Annotated in this window: 13 protein-coding genes; 9 read left to right on the top strand and 4 right to left on the bottom strand. The window is 66.6% G+C overall.

What is annotated here, in order from left to right; genetic code table 11:
* The first annotated feature begins 71 nt into the window (after window positions 1-71).
* The 3 genes from AC3A6F_RS19000 (at window position 72) to AC3A6F_RS18990 (ending at window position 3577) form a co-directional block, all read left to right on the top strand.
* On the top strand, window positions 72-479 hold the full coding sequence (locus tag AC3A6F_RS19000; protein WP_005664212.1) for a DUF2750 domain-containing protein: 408 nt from the start codon (window positions 72-74) through the stop codon (window positions 477-479).
* Window positions 480-726: 247 nt separating this feature from the next.
* Complete coding sequence (locus AC3A6F_RS18995; RefSeq protein WP_487683489.1) at window positions 727-2988, top strand: PhoX family protein; 2262 nt, start codon at window positions 727-729, stop codon at window positions 2986-2988.
* 121 nt (window positions 2989-3109) lie between these two features.
* Window positions 3110-3577: a hypothetical protein gene (locus AC3A6F_RS18990; RefSeq protein WP_487683486.1), complete on the top strand. Its 468-nt coding sequence runs from the start codon at window positions 3110-3112 to the stop codon at window positions 3575-3577.
* On the opposite strand, the gene AC3A6F_RS18985 is transcribed toward AC3A6F_RS18990, so the two are convergent.
* Window positions 3502-4395, bottom strand: a complete 894-nt coding sequence (locus AC3A6F_RS18985; protein WP_487683483.1) for a LysR family transcriptional regulator ArgP — start codon at window positions 4393-4395, stop codon at window positions 3502-3504. The two genes, AC3A6F_RS18990 and AC3A6F_RS18985, sit on opposite strands and share 76 nt — an antisense overlap.
* Before the next feature lie 95 nt (window positions 4396-4490).
* On the opposite strand from AC3A6F_RS18985, the gene AC3A6F_RS18980 reads away from it, so the two are divergent.
* Both AC3A6F_RS18980 and AC3A6F_RS18975 read left to right on the top strand, forming a co-directional pair.
* Window positions 4491-5108: a LysE/ArgO family amino acid transporter gene (locus AC3A6F_RS18980; RefSeq protein ID WP_487683480.1), complete on the top strand. Its 618-nt coding sequence runs from the start codon at window positions 4491-4493 to the stop codon at window positions 5106-5108.
* 72 nt (window positions 5109-5180) lie between these two features.
* The gene (locus tag AC3A6F_RS18975; RefSeq protein WP_487683477.1) at window positions 5181-6473 is read left to right on the top strand and encodes a Xaa-Pro dipeptidase; all 1293 of its coding nucleotides are present in this window, start codon (window positions 5181-5183) and stop codon (window positions 6471-6473) included.
* On the opposite strand, the gene AC3A6F_RS18970 is transcribed toward AC3A6F_RS18975, so the two are convergent.
* Window positions 6470-7393 (bottom strand): LysR family transcriptional regulator, encoded by a 924-nt coding sequence (locus AC3A6F_RS18970; protein WP_487683474.1) that lies wholly within the window; start codon window positions 7391-7393, stop codon window positions 6470-6472. The genes AC3A6F_RS18975 and AC3A6F_RS18970 overlap by 4 nt on opposite strands.
* A 110-nt stretch (window positions 7394-7503) precedes the next feature.
* On the opposite strand from AC3A6F_RS18970, the gene AC3A6F_RS18965 reads away from it, so the two are divergent.
* The 4 genes from AC3A6F_RS18965 (at window position 7504) to AC3A6F_RS18950 (ending at window position 11010) form a co-directional block, all read left to right on the top strand.
* The gene (locus AC3A6F_RS18965) at window positions 7504-8511 is read left to right on the top strand and encodes a zinc-binding alcohol dehydrogenase family protein (protein ID WP_487683471.1); all 1008 of its coding nucleotides are present in this window, start codon (window positions 7504-7506) and stop codon (window positions 8509-8511) included.
* A 47-nt stretch (window positions 8512-8558) separates the two neighbouring features.
* Window positions 8559-9212, top strand: coding sequence for an oxygen-insensitive NAD(P)H nitroreductase (gene nfsB, locus AC3A6F_RS18960; protein WP_487683469.1), 654 nt, complete (start codon window positions 8559-8561; stop codon window positions 9210-9212).
* A gap of 192 nt (window positions 9213-9404) precedes the next feature.
* On the top strand, window positions 9405-10220 hold the full coding sequence (locus tag AC3A6F_RS18955) for an SDR family NAD(P)-dependent oxidoreductase (protein WP_487684169.1): 816 nt from the start codon (window positions 9405-9407) through the stop codon (window positions 10218-10220).
* 28 nt (window positions 10221-10248) lie between these two features.
* Complete coding sequence (locus tag AC3A6F_RS18950; protein WP_487683465.1) at window positions 10249-11010, top strand: SDR family oxidoreductase; 762 nt, start codon at window positions 10249-10251, stop codon at window positions 11008-11010.
* Window positions 11011-11017: 7 nt separating this feature from the next.
* Here the strand turns inward: AC3A6F_RS18950 and AC3A6F_RS18945 are convergent, their stop codons facing one another.
* Both AC3A6F_RS18945 and AC3A6F_RS18940 read right to left on the bottom strand, forming a co-directional pair.
* Entirely contained in the window at window positions 11018-12157 is a 1140-nt protein-coding gene (locus AC3A6F_RS18945; RefSeq protein ID WP_487683462.1) for a YdcF family protein, read from the bottom strand.
* Between the two features lie 4 nt (window positions 12158-12161).
* The gene (locus tag AC3A6F_RS18940) at window positions 12162-14678 is read right to left on the bottom strand and encodes a TonB-dependent receptor (RefSeq protein WP_487683459.1); all 2517 of its coding nucleotides are present in this window, start codon (window positions 14676-14678) and stop codon (window positions 12162-12164) included.
* Between the last annotated feature and the right edge of the window lie 106 nt (window positions 14679-14784).

Genomic DNA, 14784 nt, shown 5'->3' with positions numbered 1-14784 from the left:
ACGCACCCACCGGCGCCCGATGGCGTATCCTGATGATGTCAGGCTTTGCGCCTCAATGAACGGGAATGGTGATGAGCGAACGTATCATCTCGGCGATCAAGCTGGGCGGCCAGCAGCTGGCCGCCGTGGTCACGCTGCCGGGGCCGGAACGCTACGAGTACTTCATCAAGCGCGTCGCCGACGCGCGCGAGGTGTGGGGGCTGTACCAGGACGGCTGGGCCCTGGCCAAGACCGACGACGGCACCCTGGTGTTTCCGATGTGGCCGGCGAGCGACTACGCCAGCCTGTGCGCCGAATACGAATGGGACGGCTATGACGCCCAGGCCTTCTCGCTCGAGGAACTGATCGACGAACTGCTGCCGCAGCTGGAAGAAGACCGGGTCTTGCCAGGTGTGTTCTACACCCCGGGCGACAAGGGCATCACGCCCAGCGTGGTCCAGCTGATCGGCGACCTGGAGGACGAGCTGCGCCGGACCTGATTGCGCATGCGGACCGGATACCGTATCGTCCTCACCTTCTCCCCCCCAGCAACAACACCACCACTTCCAGCGCGTTGCCGGCGATCCCGACCCCGAGCCCGGCGTTGCTGACGCTGTCCACCGCCTCCTGGCCCTCGCGCCGCCCCAGTGTCATCAAACTGTGACCAAACTGTCACGGAGTCGTCATCTTGCCTTACTACTATGCAGTGGCTTTCCTTTCCCACACTAAAAAACAGGATCCACTTCCGTGAACAAGCCGACCGATTTCGCCCGCATCCCTGCCGAACATGATGATGTCGATTCGAACAACTCGTCGAACGAACACTTCAGCGACGTTCTCCAGAAACGCCTGAGCCGCCGCAGCATGTTGCGCGGCGGCGCCGCAACGGCTGCGACCGCCCTGCTCGGCAGCTTCGGCCTGACCGCCTGCGGCGGTTCGGACGACGATCCTGTCACCCCGCCGCCACCTACCGGCACCAACCCGCCGCCGGCGCCGGTCGAAAAGCTGCTCGGCTTCACCGCCGTCGGCAAGAGCCTGGCCGATAAAGTGGTCGTCCCGGCCGGCTATACCGCCACCGTCCTGTACGCGCTGGGCGATCCGCTCACCAGCAGCACCCCGGCCTTCAAGAACGACGGCACCGACACCGATTTCGAAAACCGCGCGGGCGACCACCACGACGGCATGGAATTCTTCTCGCTGTCCGACACCGGCGGCGTCTCGACCAGCGGCGCCACCCGCGGCCTGCTGGCGATGAACCACGAAGCCACCACCAACGAAGGCCTGCCGTCGTACTTCGTGCACGCCAACGGCGGCACCAATGCGCTGCCACGCCCGGCCGCCGAGGTGGACAAGGAAATGGCCCTGCACGGCCTGTCGGTCCTCGAAGTGCGCAGCAACAGCGGCAAATGGGAATACCTGTCGGGTTCGACCTTCAACCGCCGCGTGCACCAGCAGACCGAAGTCCAGCTGTCGGGCCCTGTGCGCGGCAATGCCCTGGTCAAGACCAAATACTCGCCGGACGGCACCAAGTTCCGCGGCACGATCAACAACTGCGGCACTGGCCGCACCCCATGGAACACCTATCTGTCGGGCGAAGAAAACTGGGCCGGCTACTTCACCCGTTCGGCGACCGACAATGCCGCGCGCGGCGACAAGAGCGTCGTTTCGCTCAACCGCTACGGCATGTCGCAGGGCGCAGCCTCGCGTCACGGCTGGGAAACCGGCGGCGCCGACGACAAGTACCAGCGCTGGGACCTGAGCAAGAAGGGCACCTCGACGGACGGCAGCGACGATTATCGCAATGAACTGAATGGCGAAGGCTATATCGTCGAGATGGACGCCTACGACAAGACCCGCGCGATCAAGAAGCGCACTGCGCTGGGCCGCTTTGCCCACGAAAGCGCCTCGTTCGGCCGCCTGGAAGCCGGCAAGCCCCTGGCCGTCTACATGGGCGACGATTCGCGCGGCGAATACATCTATAAATTCGTCTCCACCGCACCGTGGAACCCGGCCGACTCGGTCGCCGCCGACCGTATCGCCACCGGCGACAAATACCTCGACAGCGGCAAGCTGTACGTGGCCAAGTTCAACGCCGACGGCAAGGGCCAGTGGATCGAGCTGACCATCGCCAACGCCGCCATCGCCGGCTACGCGACCTACAAGTTCGCCGACCAGGCCGACGTGCTGGTCAACGCCCGCCTGGCCGCCGACGCCGTCGGCGCGACCAAGATGGACCGTCCGGAATGGTGCGCGGTGAACCCGGCCAACGGCGAGATCTACTACACGCTGACCAACAACAGCAACCGCCGCGTCGAGCCGAGCAGCTCGAGCCAGGTCGCCCCGGATGCCGCCAACCCGCGTTCGTACACCGACATGAAGGGCACCACCGCCCAGCTGGGCAACTCGAACGGCCACATCATCCGCGTGCGTGAAGACGCCGCCGGTTCGACCGCCACCAGCTTCGCCTGGGACGTCTACCTGTTCGGCGCCGAAGCCGCCGCCGATGCGTCCCGCATCAACCTGTCGGGCCTGACCAACGACCAGGACTTCTCGAGCCCGGACGGCCTGGCCTTCAGCACCTCGACCGGCATCTGCTGGTTCCAGACCGACGATGGCGCCTACACCGACGTCACCAACTGCATGATGGTGGCCGGCCTGCCGGGCAAGGTGGGCGATGGCAAGAAGGTTTCCCTGAGCTATCCGAAGACCGACGGCTCGACCCTGAACGTCGACACCTTCGTGGGCAAGGCCGCCAGCGCCGATACGCTCAAGCGCTTCCTGGTCGGCCCGGTCGGCTGCGAACTGACCGGCATCACCGAGACCCCGGACGGCAAGGCGCTGTTCGTCAACATCCAGCACCCGGGCGAGACCACCGCCGCCGCGAACATCGGCGATGCCAGCAAGTACACCAGCCAGTGGCCGGCGAACGCGGGCTACGGCGCCGGCAAGCGTCCGCGCTCGGCGACCCTGGTCATCACCAAGAACGACGGTGGCCGCATCGGTTCGTAATCTGACGTAAGGCCGGATTGGGCCGGTTGCGCAAGCAGCCGGCCCTTTCCTTTTATGGCGCGCAAGACGCGATGGGCCGCGCCATGTCAGCATCGAGCGGACCGACCAACGAGGAGCCGCCATGCCTGCCCTGCCGCTATCGACCTACCTGCGCCTGGCGCGCGCCAGCGCCGCCTACGACGTCATCCAGATCCTGCCCTTCGCCACGCCCTGGACCTTTGCCCTGCTGCTCGACCGGCTGTCGGCGTTGAACGTGTGGCTGGGCGGCGCGCCGCTGCCGCCGTTCGCGCCGCTGCACCTGTTGTTGTCCTCTCTCTTAGGCACCCTGGTGCTGCTGTGGTGCGCCGTGCGCCTGAAGGAACCGAGCCTGCGCCTGGGCCGCTTCGACGGCCTCGGACGGCTGCTGTTCGCGTTCTGGATCGGCTGGGCGATGCTGAATGCGGATCTGCCGGTGCTGTGGCTGTTCCTGGTCCCCGAGCTGCTGTGGGGCGTGGCAGAGTGGTGGCCGGTCGCTCAGGCGAGCGGCAGCAGCACGCCGCGCGCCGCCTTCACCAGCGACATCCCCATGCGCTCCAGCCGCGGCGGCTGAATGCGCCAGGCGTGCCAGTACAGTGGCACGTCGTGGAACAAGTCCGGGGCCAGGTCGACCAGTTCTCCATTTTCGAGAAACGCGCCGCATTGCTCCTCCGGCAGCATGCCGTAGCCCATGCCGTAACGTACCGCGTGCACGAAGGGATCGCTGGCCGGCACGTAGTGGAATGGATAGGCGCCGTCCGGCAGGCCGAAGTGGGTGAGCAAGAAAGAAGACTGCATCGCATCCTTGCGGTCGAACACCACCAACGGGGCGCGCTGGGCCGCCGTGCGCGTCATCCCGTCCGGGAACCAGCGCCGCGCGAAGTCGCTCGATGCCACCATCCGGTAGCGCATCACGCCGAGCGGGCTGGCGCTGCAGCCGCGCATCGGCTCGGTCTCTCCCGAGATGCAGGCCACCGCGTGGCCGCCCTCCAGCAGCGCGAAGGTATGGCCCTGGTTGTCGAGGACGAATTCGGCCAGTAAGCCTTCCGCATCCAGGATGGGCGCCAGCACCGGCAGCAGCCAGGTAGCCAGCGTGTCGTTGTTGACGGCCAGCGTGACCCGCGCCGGGCCGGGGTCATCCTTCATCCCGGCCAAAAATTCCGATTCGAGCAGCGTGGAGCGGCGCAGGTATTGCAGCAGCCGCGTGCCGGGCGCGGTCGGACGGCAGGGACGGCTGCGCACCAGCAGCGGCGTGCCCAGCTCTTGCTCGAGCGCCGCGATGCGTTGCGAGATCGCCGACGGCGTCACCTTGAGCTGGGCGGCGGCGCCTTCGAGGCTGCCGCAATCGATGGCGGCCAGGAAGGCGGCGCTGCGGCGGGGATCGATGGTCATGAATTAGATTTTCTTAAGTAACCTGAATAATCATGAATATAATTGAAGTAAGCCCGCCGGGCTGGGATAGTGGCGCTTTCACGAAGGAGGCGGCCATGTTCTCGCATCAGGTTTATCTACAGGGGCTGGTCCTGGGCGCCGGCCTCATCATGGGCATCGGCGCCCAGAACGCCCATGTGCTGCGCACGGCGGTGCGCGGCCGGCACGTGCTGCCGACAGTGCTCACCTGCATCGTGGTCGACGTGATCCTGATCGCTGCCGGCACCGCCGGCCTGGGCGCCCTGATCGAAGCGTCGCCGCTCCTGATGGCGGTGGCGCGCTATGGCGGCGCCGCCTTCCTGATCTGGTATGGCTTGCGCTGCTGGCGCAGCAGCCTGCGCGGCGGCGCCTCGCTGGCGGCCGACCCGTCGGCGCAGGCGCAGACCCTCGGCGCGGCGCTGGCGAGCGTGCTGGCGCTGTCGCTGCTCAATCCGCACGTCTATCTCGACACCGTGGTGTTGCTGGGCGCCGTCGGCAGCAGCCTGGCGGCCGAGCAACGCAGCTCCTTCGCGCTCGGCGCCATCACGGCCTCGATCCTGTGGTTCACGGCGATCGGCGTCGGCGCCCAGCGCTTCGCCCCGGTGCTGGCACGGCCGACGGTGTGGCGGGTGTTCGAGGCGCTGACCGGCGCCATGATGCTGGTGCTGGCGGCGTTGCTGCTGATAGACAGTTGAGCAAAATAGTGGATGGACGGCAAGCTTATCGGTGTAAAGTTGCCATTTACCCATCCACCGCCCGGAGGCTGCTTGAACCGCTTGACCCTGAACGTCCTCTCCCTGTGCCTGGCCGCCGCCGGCCTTTGTTCCGTCCATGCCGCCCATGCTGCGGATGTGATCATCACCGCCGACCGCCTGCTCGACGTCAAGAGCGGCCGCATGATCCAGAACCCCGAGATCCTGGTGCGCGACGGGAAGGTCGTCAGCCTCAAGCCGGATGCCGCCACGCCGGCCGCCGCCGACGCGACCCGCATCGCCCTGCCCGGCATGACCCTGCTGCCCGGCCTGATCGACATGCACGTGCACCTCGATTCCGACCCGACCTACGGCGGCTACAAGGGCCTGGAATACAACGACCGCTTCTGGTCGGCGCTGGCCGTGGCCCATGCGGGCAAGACGCTGGATGCGGGCTTCACCACGGTGCGCAATCTCGGCGCCTCGGACTGGAACGACGTCGGCCTGGGCCAGGCGATCGCCGCCGGCAAGGTGCGCGGTCCGCGCATCGTGCCGGCCGCCTGGTCGTTCGGCGCGACCGGCGGCCATTGCGACAGCACCTACTTCCCGCCGTCGATGGAAGAGAAGAACAAGTACAACGCCGACAGCCCGGACGAAGTCCGCAAGTCGGTGCGCGAACTGCGCAAGTACGGCGCCCAGGTGATCAAGGTCTGCGCCACCGGCGGCGTCTTCTCGCGCAATACCGAACCGGGCCAGCAGCAGATGACCCTGGCCGAGCTGCGCGCCGCTGCGGAAGAAGCGCACCAGTGGGGCCTGCAGGTGGCGGCCCACGCCCACGGCGCGGCCGGCATCAAGGATGCAATCCGCGCCGGCATCAATACGATCGAGCACGCGAGCCTGATCGACGACGAAGGCATCCTTCTCGCCAAGAAACACGGCGCCTGGCTGGCCATGGACATCTATAACGGCAGCTACACGGCGGCCGAGGGCAAGAAGAACGGCGTGCTGGAAGATAATCTGCGCAAGGACCGCGAAGTGACGGAGCTGCAGCGCCAGAACTTCAGGAAGGCGCATGCGGCCGGGGTCAAGATGGTGTTCAGCACCGACGCCGGCGTGCACCCGCACGGCGGCAACGCCAAGCAGTTCGCCGTCATGGTCCAGTACGGGATGACGCCGCTGCAGGCGATCCAGACCGCCACCGTCAACGCGGCCGAGGCGCTGGCGCGCAAGGACGTCGGCGTCGTCGAACCAGGCCGCTATGCCGACATCGTGGCGGTGAAGGGCGATCCGACGGTCGACGTCACCCTGCTGGAAGCCCCGGCGGTCGTGATCCAGGGCGGCGCCGTCGTCAAGGGCGGCGCGATCTAAAGACTGCCCAGGCGCTCCAGGGGTTCCAACAGCGGAGCGCAGCGGTCCTTCACCAGCGCGTGCAGCAGCTTCACCGCAAACGAGAACTGCTTGCGGTGCGGGCACACCAGGTTCAAGGGGGTGGCTTCGCCGGGAACTTCCGGCAAGACCACCTCGAGCCTGCCCGCCGCCACGTCGGCGCAGACGTCGAGCCAGGATTTATAGGCGATGCCTTCGCCGGCGACGGCCCAGCGCCGCACCACGTCGGCGTCGTCGCTCACCAGCGACCCCTTGACCTGCACCACCTGGTCTCCTTCAGGCAGTGGAAAGCACCAGCGATCATAGATGCGACCGCGCAGGCGGTAGGCCAGGCAGCAGTGCGAGGCCAGGTCGGCCAGCGTTTGCGGGCGGCCATGCTGTTCCAGGTAAGCGGGAGAAGCGATCAGCACGCGCCGGTTCTCTGGCGCCACCGGCAGCGCGATGAAGCTGGCGTCGTCGATCTGGCCGTAGCGCAGCGCGATGTCGACCGGATCGCGAAACACGTCCGCCACCTGGTCCGACACCAGGAGCTGGATGTCCAGGCCCGGGTGCGCGCGCCGGAACTGTGCGATCCACGGCAGCAGCACGTTGCGGCCGAAGTCGGACGGCGCCGCCACCTGCAAGGTGCCGGTCAGGGACGCGTTCTCGCCGCGCATGCCCTCATGGCCGTCGCGCAGCGCCTGCAGCGCATCCTGGGCAAACGGCAGGTAGCGCTTGCCCTCGTCGGTCAGGCGCAGGCTGCGCGTCGAGCGCGCGAACAGGCGCACGTCGAGTTCGCGCTCCAGCCTCTGGATCGCCGCGCTGGCCTGGCCGGGCAGCAGGTTCACTTCGCGTGCGGCCTGCGAAAAGCTGCCCAGGGCGGCGGCGCGCACGAACAGCGACAGGTCGTCGAGGCGGATCATTTTCTCTCCCACAGTGAAAGTGAAACCCTGCGGTGGCGCTGTTTCGCGGCGCGGCTCTTCTCTAGAATCGTTGTCACTGTATTGCCCCCACTTTATTCCTGGAGAAGAAAATGAAAGCGATAGTCTATACCCAACACGGCCTGCCCATTGACGACCCGCAGGCCCTGGTCGACACCGAACTGCCCATGCCGCTGACCGGCCCGCACGATCTGCTGGTCGAAGTGCGCGCGGTCTCGGTCAACCCGGTCGACACCAAGATCCGCCAGGGTTCCGCCGTGAGCGAGCCGCGCGTGCTGGGCTGGGACGCCAGCGGCATCGTGCGCGCCGTCGGCGCCAGCGTGACCCTGTTCGCGCCTGGCGATGAGGTGTTCTATGCCGGCTCGATCGTCCGCCCCGGCTCCAACAGCCAGTTCCAGACGGTCGACGAGCGCATCGTCGGCAAGAAGCCCGCCAATCTCGGCTTCGCCGAAGCGGCCGCCCTGCCCCTGACCTCGATCACGGCCTGGGAGTTGTTGTTCGACCGTTTGCGCGTGCCGGAAGGCGGCGGTGAAGGCAAGTCGCTGCTGATCATCGGCGCCAGCGGCGGCGTCGGTTCGATCCTGACCCAGCTCGCGCGCCGGCTCACCAAGCTCACCGTGATCGGCAGCGCTTCGCGCGACGCCACCCGCGAATGGGTGACCAAACTCGGCGCCCACCATACGGTCGACCACACCCGCCGGATGCAGCCGCAGCTCGAAGAACTGGGCTTTGCCAACGTCGATATCGTGATCAGCCTGACCCACACCGACCGCCATTACCAGGACATCATCGAAGCGCTGGCGCCGCAGGGCCAGCTGGCGCTGATCGACGATCCGGCCACGCTCGACGCGGTGCCGCTCAAGCGCAAGTCGATCTCGCTGCACTGGGAGCTGATGTTCACCCGCTCGATGTTCGAAACGGCCGATATGGTGCGCCAGCACAAGCTCTTGAACCGGGTGGCCGCGATGATCGAGGACGGCACCCTGACCACCACGCTGGGCGAGCACTTCGGCACGATCAATGCCGCCAACCTGCGTCGCGCCCATGCTCTCATCGAGAGCAACCGCGCGATCGGCAAAATCGTGCTCGAAAACTTTTAAGTTTCAGATCGCTTAAGATCGTTGGATTGACCATCAGAAGGAGCACCATGAATATCCTGTCGGCCGCACAGAAACGCCATACCGCCAAAGCCTACGATGCAGAGCGCCGCATCCCCGAAGAAGTGATGCAGCAAGTGTACGACCTGCTGCGCAGCAGCCCGTCGTCGGTGAATTCGCAGCCGTGGCACTTCGTCGTGGCCAACACGCCGGAAGGCCGTGCGCGCATCGCCAAGGCGGCCCAGGGCGGCTATTCCTATAACGCGGCCAAGATCCTTGATGCGTCACACGTGATCGTGCTGTGCTCGCGCATCGACATGGACGACGCGCACCTGGAAGCCCTGCTGGACCAGGAACAGCGCGATGGGCGCTTCCGCGACGCCGCCGCACGTGCCGGCCAGGACGCCGGTCGCCGTGGTTACGTCCACCAGCACCGCTTCGGCGGCAAGGACGTGGCGCAGTGGCTCGAAAAGCAGGTCTACCTGGCGCTGGGCACGGCGCTCCTCGGCGCGGCCACGCTCGAGATCAACGCGACCCCGATGGAAGGCTTCGACCAGAAGATCCTGGACGAGGAGTTCGGCCTGAATGCGAAAGGCCTGACCAGCCTGGTGCTGGTGAGCTTCGGCTATTCGTCGGAAAGCGACTTCAATGCCGGCCTGCCGAAATCGCGCCTGACGCAGGAAGCGACCTTCACCTTCATCTGATTGTGTGACCTCTGCCACCTGCGGGTGGCTTGTGAAAACGGCGTGCAGCGATGCACGCCGTTTTTTTGCGTCCTGCTCCCGGATTCAGTAGCACGCATGATGGCTTAAATAGAGGGATATACGGCCAACGGGCCATGCTCCAACTCCGTAGACTGTTTTCATCGACAAGGAAACACCAACAAGGAGAACGACATTGCCACGACCGCACAAGCTACCACCGCCCTGATCACCGGCGCCTCGACCGGCATCGGCGCCCGCTACGCCCAACGCCTGGCCGAACGCGGCTACGACCTGGTGCTTGTGGCGCGCAACCAGCAGCGCCTCGAGCAGGTCGCCGCCCGGCTGCGCGCCGAGACCGGCCGCAAGGTCGACATCCTGGCCGCCGACCTCACCCAAGGCGCCGACCTGCGCCGCGTGGAAGAACGCCTGGCAAGCGATGCCGCGATCACCCTGTTGCTGAACAATGCCGGCCTGGGCGCCACCGCCAGCATGCTCGATTCGAGCGTCGAAGACCTCGATCGCATGATCGCCCTGAACGTGACGGCGCTGACCCGCCTGACGCGCGCCGTCGTGCCGCGCCTGGTGGCGCGCGGCCAGGGCACCATCATCAATATCTCGTCGATCGCCGCCGTCGCTCCCGAGGTGCTCAACGGCACCTACGGCGGCAGCAAGGCCTTCGTGCTGGCACTCACCCAGTCGCTGCAGCACGAAGTCGGCGCCAAGGGCATCCGGGTCCAGGCCGTGCTGCCGGGCGCCACCGCCACCGAATTCTGGGACCACGCCGGCGTGCCGGTCGCGCACCTGCCGCAAGAGATCGTGATGCCCGTGAATGACATGGTCGACGCCGCCCTCGCCGGCCTGGATCAGGGAGAAGTGATCACCATCCCGGCGCTGCCGGACAGCGCCGACTGGGACGCCTTCGAGAACGCCCGCCGCGCACTGGGGCCGAACCTGTCGCACACCAGGCCGGCGCCGCGCTACAGCGTTGCCCTGACTGAAGCCGCCTGAACGTCATCATCAATTCAAGGAGAACACCATGCAAATGAACGACAACACCATCCTCATCACCGGCGGCACCTCGGGCATCGGCCGCGGCCTGGCGGAAGCCTTCCACAAGCTGGGTAATACCGTGATCGTCGCGGGCCGCCGCAAGGCGCTGCTGGACGAGGTGGTGAAGGCCAATCCGGGCATGCACGCGGTCGAGCTGGACATCGCGGACCCCGCCAGCATCAAACAGGTCGCGGCCCAGCTCACGCAGGACTTCCCGAACCTCAACGTCCTGGTCAACAACGCCGGCATCATGCCCTTCGACGATGCGGCCGGGGCGGTCGACGAAGACGTGATGCTGTCCACCGTCACCACCAACCTGCTCGGTCCGATCCGCATGAGTTCCGCGCTGCTGGGCCACCTCAAACGACAGCCGCGCGCCACCATCATTAATAACACCTCGGTGCTGGCCTATGTGCCGCTGGCCTCGACCGCCGTGTATTCGGCCACCAAGGCGGCCCTGCACTCGTACACGCTGTCGCAGCGCTTCATGCTGCGCGATACCTCGGTGACCTTGCAGGAGATCGCCCCGCCATGGGTGAACACCGATCTGATCCACAAGGGCGACGATCCGCGCGCCATGCCGCTGGCAGATTTCATCGCCCAGACCATGGCGGGTCTTGCGACCGGCAAGGAAGAAGTGGTGGTGGAGTCAGCCCAGCCGATGCGGGATAACGCGGGGCCGGGCGAACACAAGCTGGTGAACGAGTTCAATGCTTACCTGGCGGCGAACCCGATTCCGACGCACTGAGGACCGGTCAAGGATCGAGCGGATCCCACGGATCGACGCGCAGCGAGCGCACCGACGGCGTGAACTCCACCTCGTACGGCGAGTGGCGCTGCCCGACGGCGCCCGGATCGTAGCCGAGTTCCGCCGGATTGCGGGCCGCGAACTCGGGGCTCGAGATGTAGCGGCTCTGGCTTGAATTGGCGACGACCAGCGTCGGCTTGTCCAGCGGCGCGCCCATCGCGTGCAGGCGTCGGGTGGCGTTGCGCAGATTGGTCGTGGTGTGGCGCGCATAGGGTTCGATCACGATGCGCTCGGCGGGAATCCCGAAGCGCTCGACCAGCGTCCTGCGCATCTCCACCGCCTCGACATAAGTCGATCCCTTCGGGTGCACGGCGGCGCCGCTGGTGATGATGAAGGCCACGTCGCCCTGCGCGAAGCGGCGCGCCGCCAGTTGCAGGTGCAGCTTGCTGCGCGCACTGATCGAGAGCGCCGGATTCTCGGGGCCGACGCCGGGGATGATGATCGCCGAGTAGCGGTAGCGCTGCCAGTCGGTCTTCTTGGCCAGCGCGAAGGGCGCCGCGTTGTGGGCCTGGTCGAGCGGCTCGAACAGCACGGCGTCGCGCCGCTCGTTGGCGTCGATCAGGGCGATGGCCAGCGCGATGCTGGGGTCCAGCCGCACCGCAGGGTCGTGCTTGCCGGCGTCGGCCAGCCAGATGGCATCCGCCACCGATGCCTTGAAGCCGGCGCCGTCGACCTTCTCGACGGGGCCGTCGATCATCGGATAGCGCGATTGCGTGCCGAAGCCATAGGTCTGCAGCACGGCGTTCAGGCCGCGCAGTTCGCGCACCACCTGGGCCCGGGCGCCGTCGTCGGCCATGCCCGGCGGCTTGCCGGATGCCGGCACGGCAGCCGCCACCGCATCCATGTCGGCATCGGTCCAGGTGGCCGCCAGCAGCAGGCACTTGGGCGCCAGCTCGCAGGCGTCGATGCGCTTTCTGCGTTGCTCCAGCACGGCGGCCAGGGCGGCCGGCGCGCGCTCGGGCTGGATCGAGGTCACCAGCGGGAACATGCGGCCCGCCATCAGCGACCAGTGGCGGTCGACCGCCGGTGCGGCGTGCAGGGGGAGTGCGGCAGCCAGCGCTGCCGTGAGCATGAGATGTTTGATCATCGTGTTACCAAGCCTTGCTGATGGAGAAGCGTGCGCTGCGTCCGAACACCGGACGGCCATAGATCGCCACGCTAGTGCCCTGGCCCGCCAGGGCGTCGGTGCGGGTATTGCCCTCGGTGAGGCCTTTTTCGTTCGTCAGGTTGTCGCCGGTGAGCTGGAACTGCCAGTCGCCGCGCGTGACGGTCACGCCCGCGCCGATCGTGTGGAAGGAAGGCAGCTCGGTCGCGTTGAAGAAGTCGACGTAGCGCTTGCCCATATAGGCCACGCTGCCGTAGACGTCGACCTGGTTGCCGGCGATGCCGAAGCTGTAGCTGGGGCGGATGTTGCCGAACACCTTGGGCTGGCGGATCAGCTGGTTGCCGATGATCTTCGACGGGTCGGCGCCGGTGGCGCTGGCGAAGTCGCGGTATTCGGGTTCCTGCACCGTCAGCGAGGCGTTCACCACGAAGCGGTCGGTCAGGTACCAGGCGCCGTCGGCCTCGGCGCCCTGCACCACGGCCTTGCCGTAGAACGGCACGGTCTGGTCGTTGCGGCCGGTGATCGGGTTGAAGGCCACGAACGAGGCGTTGAGCGGATCGAAGTTGGTGCGGAAGGCGGTCACGTACAGGTAGGAGCGCCCGAAGTTGGCCTTGACGCCGACCTCGTACTGGTCGGCCTTGGTGGTCAGCACCAGCGGGTCGACCGACGAGGCCACGTTCATCGTCGGCGGCACTTCCAGGTGCGACACGCGCGCGTAGCCGCCCAGGTTCGCGGTGAAGTCGTAGTTGGCGCCCAGGGTCCAGTTGGTGGTGCGCGGCTTGTAGACGTGTGACTGGCGCTCGCCGGTGAAGCGGCGCGTGGTGTCGTCGGCCAGGGTCGTGCCGTCGCCCAGGTTGGCCTGCGCGGTCAGCAGCGCGTAGCCGTCGTAGCGGTAACGCTCGGTGCGCACGCCGGCATCCAGGCGCAGCTGGTCGTTCACGGTCCAGGTGTCGTTCAGGTACAGCGCCCCCATGCGCGCTTCGACGTCGCCCTGGTTCAGGGTCGTCGTGTAGCGCAGCACGCCGTTGTCGGTGACCGAGCCGAGCACCGCGCCGGAATCCGAATACGCCACCAGGTCGAGGGTGCGCGGCCGGCCCTTCACCTCGATCAGCATGTCGTTGTACACCGACTTGGTGGTGGTGCCGTAGGCGCTGGCATAGAAGCCGGCCTTCACGTCATGGCTGCCGATGCCGGTCTCGAAGGTGCGCGTCAGGTTGACGTCGGCCTGGTGCGAATAGAAGGTGGCGCCCATCGCGCGGTACTGGCCCTGCATCACCAGGCCCGAGTCGCTCGCCGGGTCATAGGCTTGTGCGCCTTTGCTGCCGGCGACCGCATAGCCCAGGCGCGCGACCGGCCCGAAGGCGGCCCTGGCGGAGTTCATGAAGCCGTTGGCGAAGGTGGTCGGGTCGGCCGGGTTCGAGGTCGAATAGAAGGCGTCGAAATTGAGCTTGCCGCGGGTGGCGCCAGCCTTGGCCGACAGCTGCCAGGCGCCGAGGTCGCCCTCGTACTGCAGGCCTAGGTTGCCGAATTCGAGGTGGCGGCCGTCGGCCAGGTCGCGCGTTTCGGTCTGCAAGGCGCCGGCGCCGTTCAGGTATTGCTGCGGCACGCTGCGCAGGGACGGCGAATTCATCGTGCCGTCGAAATAATCGATGTAGCGGTCGAGCGAGACCGCCGGGTTGCGCGGATCCGAGACCGGGATCGGCAGGTAGAAGGTGTTGTGGTCGTTCAGGTAGTTGGCGCTCAGCTTCCAGGTGCCGGTGTCCGTTACGTGCTTGATGTTGGCGCGGATCTGGCCGCCGCGGTCGTTCGGGAAGCCATTGTCGCGGTGGCCATCGTCCTCGCGAATGAAACCGCCGACGGCGTAATAGGTCTTGTCGTCGATCTTGCCCGACTGGTAGGCGTCCAGGCGCTTGAGGCCCGTCGTGCCGACCGTGACCCGGGCCTTGCCCATGGTTTTCTCGGAGCCGGTGACGGTGGTGTTGTTGACGATGGCGGCGGCCTGGCTGGCATAGATCGGCGCCGGGCCACCGCGCACGATTTCCACGTTCCTGGTCATCAGGTCGTAGCGGTTCATGCTGTCGCCGCGGAAGAAGAAGCCGTTAATCTCGGTCATCAGGGGCAGCCCGTCCTGCTGGAACAGGGCGTAGCCGTCGTCGGTCGGGATGCCGCGCACCCGGGTCACGTTCTGCACTTCGCCGCCGGTGGCCTCGACCTGGATGCCGGGCATCTTGCCCAGCAGGTCGGCCATGTTCAGCGGCGCCAGTTTCTGGATGTCGCCCTGCGACAGGGAGTTCACCGCATACGACACGTCGAAGCGGCGCTGCGGGCGCGCCGAACCGGTGACCACCACCACCTGGGCATCGCTGACGGCATCGGCATCCTGGCTGGCGGCCGGCGCCGGGGTTGCCGCCGCAGGGGCTTCCTGGGCTGCTGCGCAGGGGCCGAGCACCGCGAGGGCGCCGAGTGCGCAATGCAGCGCGAGGGTCATTCTTGTCTTGATCATGGAGTCGTCCTGGATGGGATAAAGTCAACATGAGCAGAATACGGAGCGTTTTTGACCGGATTATTTATTACTCGTAAAATAAATAAAATCCATAAAGACGAGGACT

Source organism: Massilia sp. Soil_C_3, from assembly GCF_057657035.1.
This window is presented reverse-complemented; position numbering and strand designations above follow the sequence as displayed.

What these genes read in the sequence shown, in the direction of transcription:
- AC3A6F_RS19000 (WP_005664212.1), top strand. Translation starts at nt 72, where the DNA reads ATGAGCGAACGTATCATCTCGGCGATCAAGCTGGGCGGCCAGCAGCTG.
- AC3A6F_RS18990 (WP_487683486.1), top strand. Translation starts at nt 3,110, where the DNA reads ATGCCTGCCCTGCCGCTATCGACCTACCTGCGCCTGGCGCGCGCCAGC.
- AC3A6F_RS18985 (WP_487683483.1), bottom strand. Translation starts at nt 4,395, where the DNA reads ATGACCATCGATCCCCGCCGCAGCGCCGCCTTCCTGGCCGCCATCGAT.
- AC3A6F_RS18980 (WP_487683480.1), top strand. Translation starts at nt 4,491, where the DNA reads ATGTTCTCGCATCAGGTTTATCTACAGGGGCTGGTCCTGGGCGCCGGC.
- AC3A6F_RS18970 (WP_487683474.1), bottom strand. Translation starts at nt 7,393, where the DNA reads ATGATCCGCCTCGACGACCTGTCGCTGTTCGTGCGCGCCGCCGCCCTG.
- AC3A6F_RS18965 (WP_487683471.1), top strand. Translation starts at nt 7,504, where the DNA reads ATGAAAGCGATAGTCTATACCCAACACGGCCTGCCCATTGACGACCCG.
- nfsB (WP_487683469.1), top strand. Translation starts at nt 8,559, where the DNA reads ATGAATATCCTGTCGGCCGCACAGAAACGCCATACCGCCAAAGCCTAC.
- AC3A6F_RS18950 (WP_487683465.1), top strand. Translation starts at nt 10,249, where the DNA reads ATGCAAATGAACGACAACACCATCCTCATCACCGGCGGCACCTCGGGC.
- AC3A6F_RS18945 (WP_487683462.1), bottom strand. Translation starts at nt 12,157, where the DNA reads ATGATCAAACATCTCATGCTCACGGCAGCGCTGGCTGCCGCACTCCCC.
- AC3A6F_RS18940 (WP_487683459.1), bottom strand. Translation starts at nt 14,678, where the DNA reads ATGATCAAGACAAGAATGACCCTCGCGCTGCATTGCGCACTCGGCGCC.